Origin of the sequence: Schaalia suimastitidis DSM 15538, from assembly GCF_000429105.1 — a bacterium.
Classification (GTDB): Bacteria; Actinomycetota; Actinomycetes; order Actinomycetales; family Actinomycetaceae; genus Pauljensenia; species Pauljensenia suimastitidis.
On record NZ_AUBF01000006.1, the window covers coordinates 451269 to 469734 of the forward strand.

At 55.5% G+C, this 18466-nt stretch carries 13 protein-coding genes and 1 riboswitch; of the genes, 10 read left to right on the forward strand and 3 right to left on the reverse strand.

Going from position 1 to position 18466, the window contains the following annotated elements; translation table 11 throughout:
* Positions 1-46 precede the first annotated feature (46 nt).
* Entirely contained in the window at positions 47-1567 is a 1521-nt protein-coding gene (gene glpK / locus G438_RS0102005; RefSeq protein ID WP_026459938.1) for a glycerol kinase GlpK, read from the forward strand.
* A gap of 268 nt (positions 1568-1835) precedes the next feature.
* Positions 1836-2552 (forward strand): PspA/IM30 family protein, encoded by a 717-nt coding sequence (locus G438_RS0102010; RefSeq protein WP_026459939.1) that lies wholly within the window; start codon positions 1836-1838, stop codon positions 2550-2552.
* Between the two features lie 191 nt (positions 2553-2743).
* Here the strand turns inward: G438_RS0102010 and G438_RS0102015 are convergent, their stop codons facing one another.
* Together G438_RS0102015 and G438_RS10320 are read right to left on the reverse strand one after the other, a co-directional pair.
* On the reverse strand, positions 2744-3313 hold the full coding sequence (locus tag G438_RS0102015; RefSeq protein ID WP_026459940.1) for an NYN domain-containing protein: 570 nt from the start codon (positions 3311-3313) through the stop codon (positions 2744-2746).
* Between the two features lie 65 nt (positions 3314-3378).
* The gene (locus G438_RS10320) at positions 3379-4833 is read right to left on the reverse strand and encodes a coiled-coil domain-containing protein (RefSeq protein ID WP_131245709.1); all 1455 of its coding nucleotides are present in this window, start codon (positions 4831-4833) and stop codon (positions 3379-3381) included.
* A gap of 156 nt (positions 4834-4989) precedes the next feature.
* On the opposite strand from G438_RS10320, the gene G438_RS0102025 reads away from it, so the two are divergent.
* The 4 genes from G438_RS0102025 to G438_RS10325 all read left to right on the forward strand — a co-directional run bounded on the left by G438_RS0102025 (position 4990) and on the right by G438_RS10325 (position 9124).
* The gene (locus tag G438_RS0102025) at positions 4990-5367 is read left to right on the forward strand and encodes a cold-shock protein (protein ID WP_026459941.1); all 378 of its coding nucleotides are present in this window, start codon (positions 4990-4992) and stop codon (positions 5365-5367) included.
* Positions 5360-6124, forward strand: coding sequence for a DUF3027 domain-containing protein (locus tag G438_RS0102030; RefSeq protein ID WP_026459942.1), 765 nt, complete (start codon positions 5360-5362; stop codon positions 6122-6124). The genes G438_RS0102025 and G438_RS0102030 overlap by 8 nt, the downstream gene beginning before the upstream one ends.
* Before the next feature lie 84 nt (positions 6125-6208).
* Positions 6209-7672, forward strand: coding sequence for an NCS2 family permease (locus G438_RS0102035; protein WP_026459943.1), 1464 nt, complete (start codon positions 6209-6211; stop codon positions 7670-7672).
* Between the two features lie 228 nt (positions 7673-7900).
* Entirely contained in the window at positions 7901-9124 is a 1224-nt protein-coding gene (locus G438_RS10325; RefSeq protein ID WP_051259200.1) for an MFS transporter, read from the forward strand.
* Here the strand turns inward: G438_RS10325 and serC are convergent.
* The gene (serC, locus tag G438_RS0102045; RefSeq protein WP_026459944.1) at positions 9121-10248 is read right to left on the reverse strand and encodes a phosphoserine transaminase; all 1128 of its coding nucleotides are present in this window, start codon (positions 10246-10248) and stop codon (positions 9121-9123) included. The genes G438_RS10325 and serC overlap by 4 nt on opposite strands.
* 239 nt (positions 10249-10487) lie before the next feature.
* On the opposite strand from serC, the gene G438_RS0102050 reads away from it, so the two are divergent.
* From G438_RS0102050 to G438_RS10335, 4 genes are all read left to right on the forward strand, one after another.
* Positions 10488-11204 (forward strand): metal-dependent transcriptional regulator, encoded by a 717-nt coding sequence (locus G438_RS0102050; RefSeq protein WP_026459945.1) that lies wholly within the window; start codon positions 10488-10490, stop codon positions 11202-11204.
* A gap of 119 nt (positions 11205-11323) precedes the next feature.
* Positions 11324-11452, forward strand: a riboswitch (cyclic di-AMP (ydaO/yuaA leader).
* Between the two features lie 2 nt (positions 11453-11454).
* Positions 11455-12198: a C40 family peptidase gene (locus tag G438_RS0102055; RefSeq protein ID WP_026459946.1), complete on the forward strand. Its 744-nt coding sequence runs from the start codon at positions 11455-11457 to the stop codon at positions 12196-12198.
* A 683-nt stretch (positions 12199-12881) separates the two neighbouring features.
* Positions 12882-17204, forward strand: a complete 4323-nt coding sequence (locus G438_RS0102060; RefSeq protein WP_026459947.1) for an SdrD B-like domain-containing protein — start codon at positions 12882-12884, stop codon at positions 17202-17204.
* A 290-nt stretch (positions 17205-17494) separates the two neighbouring features.
* Complete coding sequence (locus tag G438_RS10335; protein ID WP_034284628.1) at positions 17495-18424, forward strand: universal stress protein; 930 nt, start codon at positions 17495-17497, stop codon at positions 18422-18424.
* Positions 18425-18466 lie beyond the last annotated feature (42 nt).

Here is an 18466-nt window from a genome sequence, read left to right on the forward strand (position 1 = left end):
CCGCCTTCGTCTACCGATCACATTGCAGTGAAGCGAAAGGTTATCCATGTCTGAAAAGAAATACGTGCTCGCCATCGATCAAGGCACTACCTCAAGCCGTGCGATCATATTTGACCACTCCGGTCGCATTGTTTCAGTTGGCCAGATGGAACACGAGCAAATCTTCCCCCGTGCTGGTTGGGTCGAGCACAACCCAGCAGAAGTCTGGGACAACGTGCGTGAGGTTGTCGCTCAAGCGCTTGCCAAAGCAGAAGCCAACAAAGACGATATCGCCGCTGTCGGCATCACCAACCAACGTGAAACGACAGTGGTGTGGGACAAGAACACTGGCGAACCTGTCTACAACGCCATTGTGTGGCAGGACACCCGCACCCAAGCAATTGTTGAAGAACTCGGCGGTGAGGAAGGTGACGACAAGTACAAGGCAATCGTTGGTCTGCCTCTTGCCACCTACTTCTCTGGTCCAAAGGTGAAGTGGATCCTCGACAATGTTGAAGGTGCACGCGAGCGTGCCGAGGCGGGCGACCTCCTCATGGGCAATATGGACACCTGGGTGGTGTGGAATCTCACCGGCGGCGTGAACGGTGGTGTCCACGTCACCGACGTCACCAACGCCTCGCGCACCATGCTGATGGACCTCAAGACACTGTCATGGGATGCCTCCATCGCAGCAGATATGACTATCCCCATGTCGATGCTTCCCGAGATCAAGTCCTCAGCAGAGGTCTACGGCGTTGGCCGTTCTCAGGGCTTGCTTGCAGGCGTACCCATCGCCGGCATCCTTGGTGACCAGCAAGCCGCAACCTTCGGCCAGGCCTGTTTCGAAGTGGGTATGGCGAAGAATACCTACGGCACCGGCTGCTTCATGATTATGAACACCGGAAAGGAAATCGTTCCCTCCAAGAACGGTTTGCTCACCACCGTGTGCTACAAGATCGGCGACCAGGACCCCATCTACGCACTCGAAGGCTCAATCGCAGTGACCGGTTCGCTGGTCCAGTGGCTGCGTGATAACCTGCGCATGTTCGATTCGGCACCCGAAATTGAGCAGCTGGCCAATAGCGTCGAGGACAATGGTGGTGCCTACGTGGTGCCCGCGTTCTCCGGGTTGTTCGCGCCCTACTGGCGGGCTGACGCACGCGGTGCCATCGTGGGTCTGACCCGCTACGTGAACCGCGGCCATATTGCACGCGCAGTTTTGGAAGCCACCGCCTACCAGACACGCGAAGTACTTGACGCAATGGAAGCTGACTCCGGTGTGAAACTCGCAGAGCTCAAAGTTGACGGTGGTATGACTGCCAATGAAACCCTCATGCAGTTCCAGGCTGACCAGCTGGGTGTGGACGTTGTCCGCCCCGTCGTTGCTGAAACCACTGCATTGGGCGCCGCCTACGCCGCAGGTATCGCCGTGGGCTTCTGGAGCGGCGAGCAAGATGTTATCGACAACTGGGCTGAAGACAAGCGTTGGAGCCCGAAGATGGAAGAAGGCGAACGTGCTCGCCTGTACCGTCTATGGAAGAAGGCCGTCACACGCACCTTCGACTGGGTCGACGACGACGTGAAGTAACAGTGCGCCGCAATATGCATGGCTCGCCGTACTAAAGAGTACGTGTACTAGCGTGGCGACACACATGCTCTACGGCATGCGTCTGACGCGGGCCTCGGATCTATCCCGAGGCCCGCGTTGCCTTTCCCGATGCAGTTATTACTGAGGTAGCTGTCAATAGGGACCACAGGGCGCATTATGTGGCCACTATCGGCAGTATTTCGGGCACAAGGTGGAATGAACCAGTAAACTCAAAGTGTTGTTAACGCTCTACCACCAAGGAGAACCAGTGGCAGAAAAGCAAACCATCTTCGGTCGAATCGCACAGTTGGCTAAGGCCAATATCAATGCGCTGATTGATCGCGCGGAAGATCCGCAGAAGATGCTTGACCAGCTCATCCGTGACTACCGCAATTCCATTATCGAAGCTGAAACTGCGGTTGCTCAAACAGTTGGCAACCTGCGTTTGGCAGAGAAAGACCACGCTGAAGATGTCGCTGCTGCCCAAGACTGGGGCCGCAAAGCGGCAGCAGCATCCGCCAAGGCTGATGCTGCACGCGCTGGGGGCGATATTGCTGAGGCCGACAAATGGGACGGCCTTGCCCGCGTCGCTCTGGGCAAGCAGATCCAGTACGAAAATGAAGCCCGTGACGCAGAACCACTGATTGCATCCCAGACCGAAATCGTTGAAAAACTCAAAGTCGGACTGGCTCAGATGAAGAGCAAGCTCGAAGAACTCAACGCCAAGCGTGACCAACTTGTTGCACGTCAAAAGAGCGCCGAAGCACAAGTAAAGGTCAGCGAAGCTGTTGCCTCGATCAACGTCCTCGATCCTACTTCCGAACTTGCACGCTTCGAAGATCGCGTGCGACGCACAGAGGCTATGGCTCAAGGCCGTGCAGAGGTTGCCGCTTCGTCACTTGATGCGCAATTTGCCGAGCTTGAAACGGATTCCTCGCAATTTGAAATCGAGGCGCGCCTGGCTGCTCTTAAGCAACAGGGCTGAATGGAAATGCCCACGGCATGATGCTATGGGCAGTAAACAGCCCATAGGGTCGTCTCACAGGCCTAAAAATGGCGGATTTTCAGGACGTAGTTCCATGAAAATCCGCCATTTGTTTTAGTACGATGCGCGGAAAAGGATCTCGGTGGGAAAGGACCCTCGGATACGGCCACCAAAGCCGGTACCACCGCCTTCTACAGGAAATCGAAGGGGTTGAAGTCGTCAACGTCGATGATGCACAGGCGCGGCAACTTCACTTGGAAGGCCTCCACGTCGTACTCAAGGTCAATAATTTCCAACCCGAACTCTTGCAAGTCCTGCAACTGACTGGAAATAAACTCTCGGAAACCCATCACCGCGACTTTGCGTCCTGAACGAAGGAGAGCCTCGACCTGAGGGACAAAATCCCCGTCGTGGCTGGCCAAAATCACTGAACCTGATTCCAATTGAGAGATTGCTTCAAGCGTGCGCTGCACACCAACATCCACAACCTTGATATCTTCAGGGCCCGACAGTGGGATCACCCGGTAATCCATGGCGGTAAGAGCCTGAACAAAGCCCATTGGCAGGAAACCTGAGGAACCGTTGAGGAAGAAAAGACCTGAAGTACGCTGCTCCCAGTATTCGGAGGCCGCCTGCATGACGCGATCCCAGCGTGGCCGTTCCTCAGGGTTAGGTCGACGATCGAGGACCGATAAACCCAAGGTGGCGTCGATGTTTTCGCCGTCGATTACCAAATAGGTGATTTCTTGTTTTGAATCCATATTTACGTCCATAGCCACAGGGTAATGCGCCGACGGACAAAAGGAGGACAAAACCGAAAAAATGCTCAGTCAAAGTCGAAGCCGTCGAGGAAACCGCCACCAATATGGTCAAGGTCGAAGTCAAAATCTGCTTTGCCTAACGCCCCTGAGAGTACAGCGCCAAGCACGGCGCCTCCCACCATTGCGCCAACATTACTCTTAGCGAAATCACCCAAACCACTCTCAGAGTGAAGCGGCGTGGACATGACCTGGTCGGCATAGGACAATGCGCGTTCCGAGTCGCGGATAGACGCAGAAGGATTCGAATCAACCATCGCGCGAGCAGAGTTGAGGTAGACCTCAGCGTTACTCAATGCTGAACGACCGTTAAGAGATACCAGGCCACGCCGCGAATTCACGAAGGCACGTGCACGATCAACGGCTGCTGTCGCCTCGTCAAGACGCCTGCGCGCCATCGACGCGCTTTTTTCCTCACTTTGGCTACGTGAACGCAAAGGCTCAAGCGCCGCATCAATAGCTTCTTCCGCATTGGACAAGGCCTCAAGTGCTGCCAACGGATCCCCCTGACCTTGGCGTGCCATACGCCCACGTTCAATGGCTGCCTGCGCATCAGCTACCAGGGGAGCAAAGGCAGTCTGATCGGCACCCAAGGTGGTGACATCAGACAGGTCGGAGGTGAGCGAGGCAATGGCTTCGGTCAGACGATCGTGTGCACGTGACAAGTCGTCGGATGCGCGAAGTACGGCATCGATCTGCTGCGTTGCCATAGCCACTGCGCGCCGCGCCGTTTCCAAAGACCGTAACGCTAAGGCCCGGTCAGAGTCGATGAGACTTTCAGCGCGATCGCAGGCGGTTCGCGCAGAATCCAGTAATGCGCGTGCCTGACCGGGATTGTCCTCAAGGGAGGCAATGGCCTCACGCGAGTGGGTCACCGCCAATGCGTCCAATTCAACGTCAACAGCAGGTAACCGCGTGGCAGTTTCAGTAACCAGGGTGCGTACCTCGCGTAGTTGGTCACCAACACTGGCTTCCTTATTCCGCAGGTTGACAAATTGTTTGTGTTCGCGCATCAGCGGCGGCATAGCGCGGTCAAGTAAGCCAATTATTTCGTTGGCACTGGAGGCGCGTTCATGGGGGAGTGTCTGAGATTGCAGTCTCGTATGAACTGAAAAGGCCTGCATGACTGCGGTGCGAGCGTTTTCAAGAGCAAGCGCATAGTTTTGTGTTTGTGTCACGCCGAATTGGGCGCGCGCAAAATCAAGTTCGTCACTGGCTGAACGTACCGTCTCATCAGCAGTGAGAAGCCGTTGGCTGGCCACATCAACCTGCGCCTCGTAGGCACTGTGGTCCTGCTGCTGGGCTTGGATGCTTGCCTGCGTCGTCTTGCGCGACGCAATACCAATTGCAATACCCGCAACGATCAGGACAACGAGCCCAATCACAGCGATAGCGATAATTACGCTTGTCACAAAGCCTCCCAGCGACACAATATCTGCCAATAGGATAAGCCTACGTGCCACGAGCAAATGCTGCGACGAGGACGACATACTATTCACAGCCAAAGGCGTAGACTGCGCGTGAAAGTGCGTGCTGAAGCAGCATAGTTTGACTGTGGCCCGTACAATAGGCACCAGGCCCCATTTCCGGGGCCGTTCCCACACATGGAGGTCTCAGACGTGCCCACCGGCAAGGTCAAATTCTTCGACGCTGAACGCGGCTTCGGTTTTATCGGCGGCGACGACGGTGTCGAGGTTTTCCTGCACGCCTCGGCGCTACCAGAGAATCTGCCCAACCCACGCAAAGGACTGCGCGTGGAATACGGGGTTGCCGACGGACGTAAAGGTCCGCAGGCATTATCTGTGCGCCCACTGGCAGAACAACCGTCAGTGGCGCGCAATCAGCGCCGCAAGCCTGAAGCAATGGTGCCGGTGGTTGAAGACCTCATTAAGCTTCTTGACGCTTCCTCCACGCCGCTGCGTCACGGCAAATACCCTGATAACGCCGCCAAAATCGCGAAGGTGTTGCGCGCAGTAGCCGAGGATTTTGATGCCTAAGGCGCCCGCGGCACGTAAACAGCGTGAAGATTCGGTGTTGGCCTCGGCAATTGACGAGGCCAGGCAGGCTGCGCTCACCGTGGCACGGAGTGAATACATCGGTGAGCATGTGGGCTTCCGCATGGACGGTGAGCGCCTCGGCACACATCTTTTCGCCTCCACGGATCCAGGGTATGTCGGTTGGTGCTGGGCGGTGACAGTGGCTCGCGTTCCGCGCGCTCGAGCAGTCACCGTATGTGAAGTGGACCTGATGCCAGGCGAGGGTGCGCTGCTCGCTCCTGAATGGGTGCCGTGGGAACAGCGTTTACGGCCAGGTGACTATGGTCGCGATGACACGGTCCCGTACCGAGGTGACGACGAACGCCTCGAACAGGCATATCAGCATGTGTCAGATGATGCCGATATCGTGCAGATCCCCGAAGTGGGTCTTGGACGTATCCGCGTTTTGTCTGCCGAAGGTATTTCTCAGGCGGCCACGCGGTGGTACGCCTCTGAACAGGGCCCTAGGCGTGGGCGTCGACCGAAAGATACCTGTTCTGGTTGCGGTTTCCTGGTTGCGATGAGTGGCTCGATGCGCAACCTTTTCGGTGTGTGCGCCAATGAATGGGCCCAGGATGACGGCAGAGTCGTGAGCCTGGACCATAGTTGTGGTGCACATTCCGAAACAGATGCGCCGAAGGCACCATCGGAATGGACAGTGCGACCCTCCCGGGTCAACGATTTCACGGTTGAGTCTGAAAGCCTGGCGAAAAAGTGAGATTGGGCACCCTTGCCCTTCTTTTCTCACCATCTGGTGGCGCTCCTTGCGTGAGGTAAGGAAAAACAGGCACGATATTGTGACGTGAGCACTAAGCAAAAGACCGCTCGATCCCAGAGCGCAGCGCCCGTCAATCCCATCGACAAGTTCTTCCGCATTTCCGAACGCGGATCCACCATCGGTCAGGAAGTTCGTGGCGGTTTCGTCACCTTCTTCGCCATGGCCTACATCCTGGTGGTCAACCCGATCATCCTGTCCAATGCCCTTGGTGAAAACTCCACCTTTGGCTTCCAAGATATTGCTGCCGGCACCGCATTGGTGGCCGGCATTGTCACGATCCTCATGGGTTTGGTGGCAAATTTCCCACTGGCACTGGCTGCCGGTATGGGCCTGAACGCTATGGTGGCTTTCACCCTGGTTCTCGGTTCAGGTCTGACCTACCAAGAAGCCATGGGTCTGATCGTGTGGGAAGGTATCCTCATCACCCTCCTGGTCCTCACAGGATTCCGTGAAGCGGTCTTCCGTGCAGTGCCGCTGCAACTTAAAACCGCTATTTCTGTGGGTATCGGCCTGTTCATTGCCTTCGTCGGTCTGGTCAACGCCGGTATCATCCGCCCCGGTGGCACACCCGTCCAACTCGGCATTAACGGCTCGCTTGCTGGTTGGCCTGCCGTTGTTTTCGTGGTCGGCCTGCTGCTGACCATCGTGTTATACGTCCGCAAGGTCAAGGGCGCGATCCTCATTGGCCTGCTCGGCTCGACCGCTCTGGCGATTATTCTCCAAGCGGTCCTTCACATTCCGCCGATGTACGTTGATGGTAAGGTTGCCAATCCGACCGGTTGGGGGCAAACGGTCCCAGAGATCTCTAGCTCGCTGCTGCAGCTACCATCCTTTGGCACACTCCTCCAAGTCGACATGTTTGGTGCGTTCACCAAACTGGGTCCTGTTGCCGTTGTCCTGATGATCTTCTCGCTGATGCTCGCAGACTTCTTCGACACCATGGGCACAATGGTGGCCATCGGTGGCGAAGCCAAGCTGCTGGACAAAGAAGGCAATCCTCCACGTTCGAAGCAAATCCTCTTCGTTGACTCGCTTGCCGCAATCTTCGGTGGTGCAGGTGGCGTTTCCTCTAATACCTCCTATATCGAATCCTCCGCCGGCGTGGGTGAAGGTGCACGCACCGGCTTGGCTTCGGTGGTCACCGGCGTACTCTTCCTGCTGTCGACCTTCTTGGCGCCTCTCGTTGCTTTGGTTCCCACGGAAGCCGCGTCAACAGCGTTGGTATTCGTCGGTTTCCTCATGATGATGCAGGTCCTGGAGATCGACTGGCTCAAGCCAGATATCGCAATCCCCGCCTTCCTCACCATTGCCTTCATGCCTTTCTCTTACTCCATCACCGTAGGCATCGGCATTGGCTTTATCACCTACACGGTTATCAAGATCGCCCAAGGGCGAGGCGGCAAGGTTCATCCACTGATGTGGCTTGCCTCCTTCCTATTCGTTCTCTATTTCGTGATGGGTCCCATCCAGCAGGCCCTTGGACTGTGACGCAATAGCGTGAATATGGACTCAGTGCCCCTCAAGACTGTAAGTCTTGAGGGGCACAAACCTTGATACAGGTATAGATTCAATAAGGTGACGCAGCATGCAGCGTGCTTGTCTCAGCACGACAAGGGGCCGACATACAAGTAGCGGCTGTGAGACCAGCGTGTCGGCCGCAATGCGCACCGGTGGTGAACTAAGGAACATGGTGCTGGCAGTGGGTAGGGGTGAAGAATGATGGCATCGCTTGTGACATCGCTACGTCACTACAACTTTCGACTATGGATCGGTGCGACCCTATTCGCTGGCACCGCAGTGTGGATGCAGCGTGTCGCCCAAGACTGGCTGGTCCTGACTGAACTTTCCGACCACTCAGGCGTACAAGTCGGTATTGTCACCGGCCTGCAGTTCCTCCCCATCTTGATCCTGTCGCCATGGGCTGGTCTCGTTGCCGACCGCGTCGATCGGCGACGCCTCGTGCAAATCACCCAAATCATTAACGCTTCAACAGCCCTTGCCCTAGGCCTACTGGTCCTTGGCGGCTGGGTACACCTATGGCACGTCTACCTCTTTGCCATCATCACAGGTATCACCTCCGCCTTCGAAATGCCCTCACGTCAAGCGTTAGTGCGATCCATGGTGCCATCTGGCATACTGACCAACGCGGTTGGCCTCAATGCTGCCGCCTTTAACGTGGCACGTATGCTGGGGCCAGCAATGGCGGGCATCATCATTGACTGGGTAGGTACCGGCTGGGTCTTCGTCATTAATGCCACGCTGTGCGCTGTTCCCATAGTGATGCTGCACCTAATCCGCACCACCGAGTTAGCGCCTACGCCGCCCTTGCCTCGTGCAGGCGGACAAATACGACAAGGTATTGCCTATGTGCGCAGCCGACACGACATCCTCGTTGTCATGCTTGTCGTGGCCGTTGTCGCTGGATTTGGTTTTAACTTCCAGCTGACCAGTGCACTGATGGCTACCGAAGTCTTCCATCGCGCAGCTGGCGACTACGGGCTATTGGGAACAGCTACCGCTATTGGCTCTCTGCTAGGATCCCTGGTCGCCGCTGGCCGCACAGGGGTACGCCTCCGCCTCGTCCTTGGGGCGGCCTTACTTTTCGGGGCCATTCAAATGGGTATGGCGTTGGCCCCAGGCTATCTCAGCTTCGCTATTTTGACGGTGCCATTAGGCATCATGGCAACGACGATGATCACTGCCGCGAATGCACTGGTCCAATTGGCCACACCCCCCGAATTCCAGGGGCGTGTGATGGCACTGTACAACCTCGTATTCCTTGGCACGACCCCACTATGTTCGCCCATCGTCGGATGGGTTGGTGAAACCTTCGGCGCACGATGGTCGCTGCTAGTAGGCGCCTTCCCGTCGATGACGGTGGTTGTCATTGTCGCAGTGTGGATGTGGCAATACCGACGCCACACAGACGCAAACCATTAACTCAAAGCAGTGATTAACTCATCTAAACAAGTGATAAGTGCGTGCACATCATCGACCTTGGTTGCTGGGAATGTGGCGATACGCAACTGATTCCTCCCCAAACTCCGGTAAGGCTCCACGTCCACCACACCGTTGGCACGAAGCACGCTAGCCAAGGTGGACGCATTGATGCTCTGGTCGAAATCAAGGGTGACAACGACGGGGGAGCGCCACTGTTCTTGCTCAACAAAGGGTGTGACCAATCCGCCAGAAGCGGCCGCCCATTCATAAAGGATTGACGAGGCCGCGCGGCTGCGTGTCTCCATAGCAGCTAAGCCACCTGAATCAATCATCCACTGGATTTGTTCCTCCATCATCACCAGCGTGGCAAGGGCAGGCGTATTGAGAGTTTGGTCTTTCAGGGAATTGTCAACGGCTAGTGACAAATCAAGAAATTGTGGCATCCAGCGGTCACTGGCTGTGTGAAGTTCGCGTGCCCGCTCGATTGCGGCTGGACTGACAAGGGCGACCCATAAACCACCGTCAGATCCGAAGCATTTTTGTGGGGCGAAATAGTAGGCGTCGCAGTGTGACACGTCGACGTCAATGCCGCCCGCAATGGAGGTGGCATCCACCAAGAGGAGCTGTCCTTCTTCGGTTGCCTCTGTGATAGGGGAAAGTGCGCCCGTTGAGGTTTCGTGGTGCGGATGGGCCAACACATCCGGAGCCGGGCCGCTGGAAGTATCCAGGTAGTCAAGGAGGGCGACAGACCCCGCGGGCGCCTCGGAAATAATTGGCGTATGAAGATGAGGGGCGCGCGCAGCCTCTTGAGCAAATTTCGCGCCGAATTCACCAAAGACAGCATGAGCGCTGCGATGGCGTATCAAGGACGCGACGGCAACGGCCCAAAAGGCTGTGGCGCCACCATTGCCCAGGACTACTTCGAATCCGTCAGGCAGGCGGTATAGCTGCGCCAACCCAGAACGAATTGATGCCACGACCTCTTTCACAGGTTTTTGACGGTGCGATGTTCCCATCACGCCAGAGGAGGCAATGGCATCAATTTGCGCTTGACGGATACGTGAGGGGCCGCAGCCGAAGCGTCCGTCTGTCGGAAGGAGCGTGGGTGGCAGAGTGATGTCCATAGGGTGACTGTAGCGTGGCTCGAGTATTGGCGGCGTGATGTGACGCTCGTTGAACGCTTTTCGTCATGCCAGCGTTGTTGATATCGACCAGGGTGCTCTCAGTGTTGTCAGCACGTCTTTGGCAAATATGCTGGATTGGCGCGATTTACGAGGCGTGGGTGGCGCTGAGTGCGCGTGGTGTGGCGATGTCGCGCATACTGTGTGCACGAGCACGAATTCCAGCAACTTAGGAGTGCGCCTTGGGTGACCTGATCGACACCACGGAGATGTACCTCAAAACCATCCTTGAAATGGAAGAAGATGGGGTTACGCCTTTGCGCGCCAGAATTGTTGACCGTTTAGGCCACTCTGGCCCGACAGTGTCACAAACCGTTGGGCGAATGGAACGCGATGGGCTTCTTCATGTCTTAGGCGACCGCCGCCTCGAATTAACTGACGAAGGTCGTGCACTTGCTATTGGAGTATTGCGCAAGCATCGCCTGGCTGAACGACTACTGATCGACGTGATCGGCCTTGAATGGCGCGCTGCACACGAAGAAGCGTGCCGCTGGGAACATGTGATGTCGAAACAGGTCGAAGACCGCCTCCTTGAGTTACTTGAAGATCCGCAAAAGGATCCATATGGCAACCCCATCCCCATTTCCGGGGCGCGTTTAGCTACGCGTGGACACGGCGTTTCGGCGGAAGTGGCAGTGCGGCACGCGCCGACGGTGCTATGTACGGTGCTTCGCATTGGTGAGCCAATACAAGCCGAAATTGACGTGATTGAAGCATTCGATGATGTCGATATTCGTCCTGGTGCCCAGGTGGAAATCTCTGCGGCCAATTCAGATGCGGTGAAAATCCTGTCTGTGGCGGCCGTTGAACGAGGTCAAGATCAGCCGGCGGTCGTCATTCCCATGTCTTTGGCCCCACATTTCTTTGTGGAGACCCAAAAAGAGCAGACCGGTAAATGAGACGTTTCCAACGTGTCGTTATCAACGCGTGACATTTCACGGTGATCCTACTATCGTTGTCAGTGGTCGAAATCGGCCGCCTCTGGTCTCGCAAACCGAAGTTGAGCCGCGAGATTAGCAGGACGTTGAGGCTCAACGCGGGGGAACCACATTGGCCATACGGCCTTGGGGTGAAGTCCGGGAAACCGGACCGGGCTCTCCTTGCCCGAATCCGACAGCTTACCTCGCAGGTCAAACGAGGAGAAGACACTTGAGTAACGCCAAGTACCAACCGCGTCACCGGAAGGTGCGTCGTCCTGTCGCACCGATTGCCGCGCTGACTGAAACCTTCACATCTATGAGCCCTGTGCGCTCGACCGCCGTTGCCTCGGTCACCGGTCTGGCACTGACCGCCGTTGTTGGTGGTGCTGCGCAGGCAGATCCAGTAAACGCTGAAGAACAAGCGCTTGCGCCCGTGACGGTATCGACCGTTAACCTTCCTGCCACTGTTTCAGTGCCCGATATCGTGTGGGAACCATCCATCGAGGTGACCGCCGAGGCTGAAGCCCCCGTTGCTGAAGAACCTGTTGTTGAGGTTCAGGCAGTTGAGGCAGCCTCTCGCGATGAGGTGCGTGCCGATGTGGCGACGACAACCACCAACTACGTGGCTCCTGCTGTTAATGGTGCTGGCTCCGATATCGTTTCCATCGCTATGCAGTACATTGGCACCCCGTATGTCTATGGCGGCACCACCCCTGCAGGTTTCGACTGCTCAGGATTCACCCAGTATGTCTATGCACTAGCGGGGATCAGTATTCCTCGTACCTCAGGTGCACAGGGTGCAGCGGGAACCAAGATTTCCTACGCTGAAGCGCAGCCAGGTGACCTCGTGTGGCATGCCTACGGCCACGTCGGTATCTATGCTGGCAACGGCATGGTGATTGAAGCACGTCGTCCAGGTGTGCCACTGTCCTATGGTCCGCTGTGGGGCTACGACGCGTTCATTCGCTACTAAAAACGTGCACTGTAGCCTATAAATGGCGACAGTGACTGTCCTGGAGGGTCGCACCAATTGGTGCGACCCTTTGTTGTGGCACAAGGGACCGCGTGTGATGGTACAGGGGTGGTGTATTCCTGCGATTCGCTGAGAACTTTGCTGGCGACTGCATATGCTCTTAAGGGTGCTTATAAATGATTGCTGGGTAATAACAGGACACTGTCCAATTACCGGTCATCGACGTTGATGATGAGGTGAGACGTATGCAATATATTTCAATCGGTCAGGCTTTGTGTAGGTGTTGGTTTATTAGATTTTTCCTTGTTTTTAATGAGGTGATCTCATGAGATTGCGACTTCTCTAACCGCATTATTCAATGAGGGAAATATTTCTATGCTGACAGATTGGATAGTATTGGCGGCGATCGTTTTCTCTCGGAGTGATCGTGATGTGAAAACGGCAAAGATCTACTCGTTCGGATTGTGATCGTGGGTCGTATCCCATTGTGCTGCTGTACCTAGCCCATTCCTATGGGTGACCAGGGCGGTGCAAAGGTGAAGGAACCTTGTCGACATTAATCCCCGAAATATGTGACTTCACTGGTATGCACCGCTGAAGTCACACGTCAATGGTAGAGATGTCAACTCTGCCTACTGTGCGCAAATTTTTCCTCATCCACATCTTGCGGAGGTTATCTCGCAATGTCTGGTTACGCCAGAGCCGGTCGTCTAACCGGTGCATCCTTGACGTCGCTGCGCGTCTTGATCGCGGTCCTGCTTGTAGGATTCGTCGCCACTTTCTTTTTCGTCCCCTCAGCACAAGCTGCCGATCGGACGAATGAGATTATTAGTTCGGTAACCATCACCCGTGACAAGGCTGCGAATCAGCCCCTCACATCCAATGAGCGCTTGAATTTCTCGTTCACGTGGGATGCGCGCTCAGCAAGTCCAGCTCTGGCTGAAGGCGACACCATTGAGGTTGAACTGCCCACCTGGGTGCAATTTCAGCCTACGACGCTTGAAATGAAATCGACCTCACCTGAAATAGTTTTCGCAACATGCACCACTAAAGCCTATGTGGCACCCACGCCGTCCACACTGGTGTGTACATTCAATGCTAATGTTGCTGACCCAAATTACCGTGAGAACCTTCGAGGTGGCGTCAACAACTACATGTATCTGCGGACCACACAGACGATTACTCCTACCACTTTCAACGTTGGTCCACACACCTTCAATTTAACGGATGTAGCAACCCAAGAGGTGATCGACAAGGGCATTGTCCCGCCAGTCACTGTGCGTAATCCTAACCCTTTCCCGGCAGCGGCAGACAAAACTAGTAGCTACACTGGCCTTCAGGCCTACACCGTCGGTGATTATGTCGTGAGCTGGGCTGTGACCGTCAAAGGAACCGGACGAGACATCGTCATTACTGACCCCATTCCGGTACCACTGGAACCGTCATTGTACCTAGCTAAGAGTGATTCTTTTAAGAATGTCACGCACCCTGATACGGGCATTGTTGTTCTTCATCGGAGTATTTCACAAGAACAGCAATATGCTGCCAACGATCCTAGTTATGTCGCTGGCTCCTGGGATTCGCCGTTAATGCCAGGAGAGACCTCCACTGATCTGCGTGCTGCCTACCGCTTGGAAAAGGACAAGTTCATATCGTCGTATACGAGCGCAGAGACTGACCTTGGTACGCAATACACCGCTCACGTCACGATTCCCAATTCGGATCCAGATCGTTGGTATCGTGTGTATATTTCGACGCGTGCAGTGCCGGGAACGGTGCGTGTAGGGCAGTCCTTCACCAATACCGCCTCAGTTGACGGTGTTTCTGTCAATAGGTCCCAGAGTGTCTTGAGCATGGCGGATGCCTGGGCTGCAGGGGATCCTTCAAAGGGGTACATCTGGGTGCACAAATTGTTGCGTCAAGCAGACGGCACAGGCGCAGATGCGCGGCTGAACAGTGAGCGTTTCACCTTTAGCTACACTGTGAACGGCGGCGCCGTCCAGACGGGAATATTCACACTTGCCGAGCCATTCCTGATTGACAATCTTGATGCCGGTTCGAAGGTGAAAATTTGGGAAAATGAGCCAACGGACACTGAATACGTCGTGTGGACCGATGCAGAACTGCGTGATGGTAAAGTACCCGGTATTAACCCGCAGCCAGGAGTAACGATCACTGACTCCGACTCTGCTGTTGCGCATGGCTCCTCACCTGTGGCAACTGTTGATGTGCGCGCTGGTGCCGTCATTGACTTGAATTTCCGTAACCGTTACATCGCCTACGGTGATTTCAAGATCGAAAAATATGTTGGTGACGACTCGGCGACTGACGCGGCAAATAAGGAATTCACAATCGTCTACACCTGCAATGCTGCCAGTAAAGATGGTAGCTATGCAGCGAATACTGAAGCATCAGTTCGCGTGAAGGCCGGGCAAACAGTCTCAGCTGGAAAATTCCCCGTGGGCACCATCTGTCAGGTGCTGCGTGAAGAAAACGCCGATATCCGAGGCTACGCCCTTAACTCGACGCTCCCAGACCCCATCACCATCAGAGCGTTAGATTACGATGACCAGCCAGCCGCTCGCGTCGTCAACGTTTACCAGGCTGACAAGGTCTCTGTTGGTGACTACGTGTGGTTCGATACCAATAAGAATGGCCAACAGGATGCCGGTGAAGAAGGTATTGATGGCGTCGCACTGACCATTGGCCGTACGGACGGTCAAGCCGTCACCGACATCAATGGCGCAGCGGTCACCACTACCCAAACGGTGACGAAAGATGGCGCGAAGGGCTACTACATCTTCGACAACCTTCCGATTCTTCCTGAAGGCGTGAAATACACGGTGACTGTCACCACCCCAGCAGGTTATGCTCCCACCACGTCCAATGCGGCAGGTGTTGCTGAGGATGTGAACTCCAACGCCCCTACAGCAACGGCTGATGAACTCACAACTGATGGCGCACATGACCCCAAGCTGGACTTTGGCTTCATTAAAGAAAAAGTCTCTGTTGGTAACTACGTGTGGTGGGACAAGAATGAAGACGGTTTGCAAGATGCGACCGACGAACCCATCGCAGGCGTTGAACTGACCATTAGCCGCTCTGACAATGGCGTGGTCAAGAATGCTGGTAACGTCGTACGTGCGGACCTCACAGAAACGACCGATAATGCTGGCACCTACAGCTTCACCGGCCTTGAGGTCCTCCCAGCAGGTGTCCATTATGTCGTGACCGTCACCGGTGGTACCGATGGGTATTTCCCCACCACAACGACCACGGACGCTGCACTGCGCGACAAGGATTCCTCTAATGGTTCAGCCGAGTCGACGGATCTGACCACTGACGGTGCCGAAGACCCCACCTTGGACTTTGGCTTCGTCAAGCCAAAGGTATCGGTCGGTGACTACGTGTGGTTCGACGCTGACAAGGATGGCATCCAGGATGACAACGAGAACGGCTTGGAAGACGTTGTTCTCACGCTTGTCGGCCCAGACGGCAATACCGTGAAAAACGTCTACGGTGATCCTGTAGTGACGACTAAGACCGATGCTGATGGCAAGTACATCTTTGAGAATCTGCCGGTTCTGCCTGCTGGACAGTCCTACACGGTGAAGGTGACCGATCCCTTCGGCTACATCTCCACCACCGCAGGTGCTGGCAGCGACCGTGGCAACGACTCGTCCACGGATGAAGCCTCTTCCGGTGACCTTACTACCGATGGGGCACAGGATCTCACCCTCGACTTCGGTTATGTCAAGGCGCGCGTTTCTGTTGGTGACTACGTGTGGTTCGATGAGGATAGGGATGGTGTTCAAGACGACGATGAAGAGGGTCTAAAAGAGGTTGAACTGACCATTTCCGGCCCCGACGGCAAAACTGTCACCGATGTTGACGGTAATCCTGTTGTGCCTGTAACGACTGATGCTGATGGTAAGTACGTTTTCGAGAATCTGCCGGTTCTTCCTGCTGGTCAGTCCTACGTGGTGAAGGTGACTAATCCCTTCGGTTATATCCCCACTGCTGTGGCATCTGGTACTGAACGCAGCGCTGACTCGTCAGCAAATGAAGCAGCCTCAAATGATCTCACCACTGATGGCGCCAAGGACACCACCCTTGACTTCGGTTATGTTAAGGCCCGAGTTTCCGTAGGCGACTACGTGTGGTTTGATGCCGATAAGGATGGCCTCCAAGATGATGATGAGGACGGTCTGGAAGGCGTTGAATTGACACTCATTGGCCCTGATGGCCAGAGCGTCACGGATGTTGATGGCAACACTGTTGCTCCGGTGAAGACTGATGTTGATGGCAAATACATTTTCGAGAACTTGCCGGTGCTGCCTGCTGGCCAGTCCTACACGGTGAAGGTGAGCGATCCTTTCGGCTACGTTCCGACTACTGCGAGTGCTGGTAGTGACCGAGGGGACGATTCGGCTACAGCTAAAGCAGTCTCGGGTGATCTCACCACCAACAAGGCCAAGGATCTGACCCTTGACTTTGGCTACGTCAAAGCACGTGTTTCCGTGGGTGACTACGTGTGGAGCGATCTCAACAAGAACGGTATCCAGGATGCTGGCGAACCTGGTATTAAGGACGTTGAACTGACCCTTACCGGCCCTGATGGCCAGAGCGTCACGGATGTTGATGGCAACCCTGTTGCTCCGGTGAAGACCGATGCCAACGGAAAGTACACCTTCGACAACCTTCCTGTCCTTCCAGAAGGCAAGTCCTATCGTGTCACAGTCAATGCCCCCAAGGGTTACACCGCCACTCAGGCAGGCGCCGGAGGTGACCGTGCGAAAGATTCTTCGACGGGCTATGCGGACTCCACAGATCTGGTCAATGATGGTGATCGTGACGACACCCTTGACTTCGGTTTCGTGGCTGACCCGCCTTCGAAACTGGCCAAGACTGGTGCCAATACCCTGGTGATTGGTGGTGTTGCGGTACTCGTCCTCGCAGGTGGTGCGACAGCTCTGTTTGTTGCACGTAAACGCAAGAAGGACTGAGTGGCCCAGCTAGCACCCACTTAGAATGGGTGCTAGTAAGTCGGGCCAGTATGCCAGGCCCCTAAAATGGCGGATTTTCAGGAAGTCATTCCTTGAAAATCCGCCATTTTGTGTGGGTGGCACGGTGTGGGAAAATGCTGACCATAGCCTCACCACACTGTTTGATACAGTCTTTATTAATGGCCGACATAGCGGCTGGACTGGGACAAACCTACTTTTCTTTCGTTATCTCTTCGCATTGTGAAAGAAAACGTGGCACAATAGAGTGACTCACATCACGAGGAGGGGTTATGGGTGCCACCAAAATTATCCTTGTCGGTGTCGATGGCTCGACGGAGAGCCTTGCGGCAACATCATGGGCTGCCGACCGCGCCAAACGCGCTGGCGCGCGACTCCATATCATCTGCACCTATGCCATCGCATCCTATTCGGCGGCTGCACTCGATGGCGGATACACGGCATTAGATGACCAAGCACTCAAACGCGGTGCCGAACAGGTCGTTGATGAAGCTGTTGAACACGCGAAGAAACGTGGTGCTCCCACGGTATCTGGTTCGGTTGAGCCCGGTGATCCAGCAGCAATCCTGGTTGAAATGTCAAAAGAAGTCGACATGGTCGTTGTCGGCTCACGTGGCCGTGGAGGATTTGCAGATCGTCTCTTGGGAACCGTTTCTTCTGCCTTGCCCGCCCACGCACGCTGCCCTGTCGTGGTCGTCCCTCGCCACACCTCGGGAAAGAAATTCACACCCGTTGAACGCATCGTTGTTGGCGTTGACGGTTCCGACGTGGCATCCCCAGCGCTGTGTGCCGCGGTTGACGAGGCTGAGCTGTGGGACGCGCGGCTCACCGCAGTTTCAGCGGTACCACTCGCGTCGGGCGGCTCCATGATGGCATGGCTTCCCACAGCCGTGGATCGCACAGCACTTTTAGACGATGTAAAAGAAGGGCTCACGAAGGCTGTTGAAGCAGCTGTGGGTGACCGTGATATCCAGGTGGCACGCCACGCGCTTGATGGATCACCAGCCTCGCTGCTCATCGAGTTTTCAACAGCGGTTGATTTAGTTGTCGTCGGCACACGAGGCTCAGGTGGATTCGCTGGTGTCCTACTGGGCTCCACCTCGCAAACGGTGCTGTATCACTCAACCTGTCCCATTATGATCGTCCCGTCCCGTAGGCGAAAAGACGACGCATTGCCTGGGTCGGCCTGGGAACGTCGATAGCACCCACGAAGTTTGAAGGTGCCTCGCTGTTGGTGACAGTGG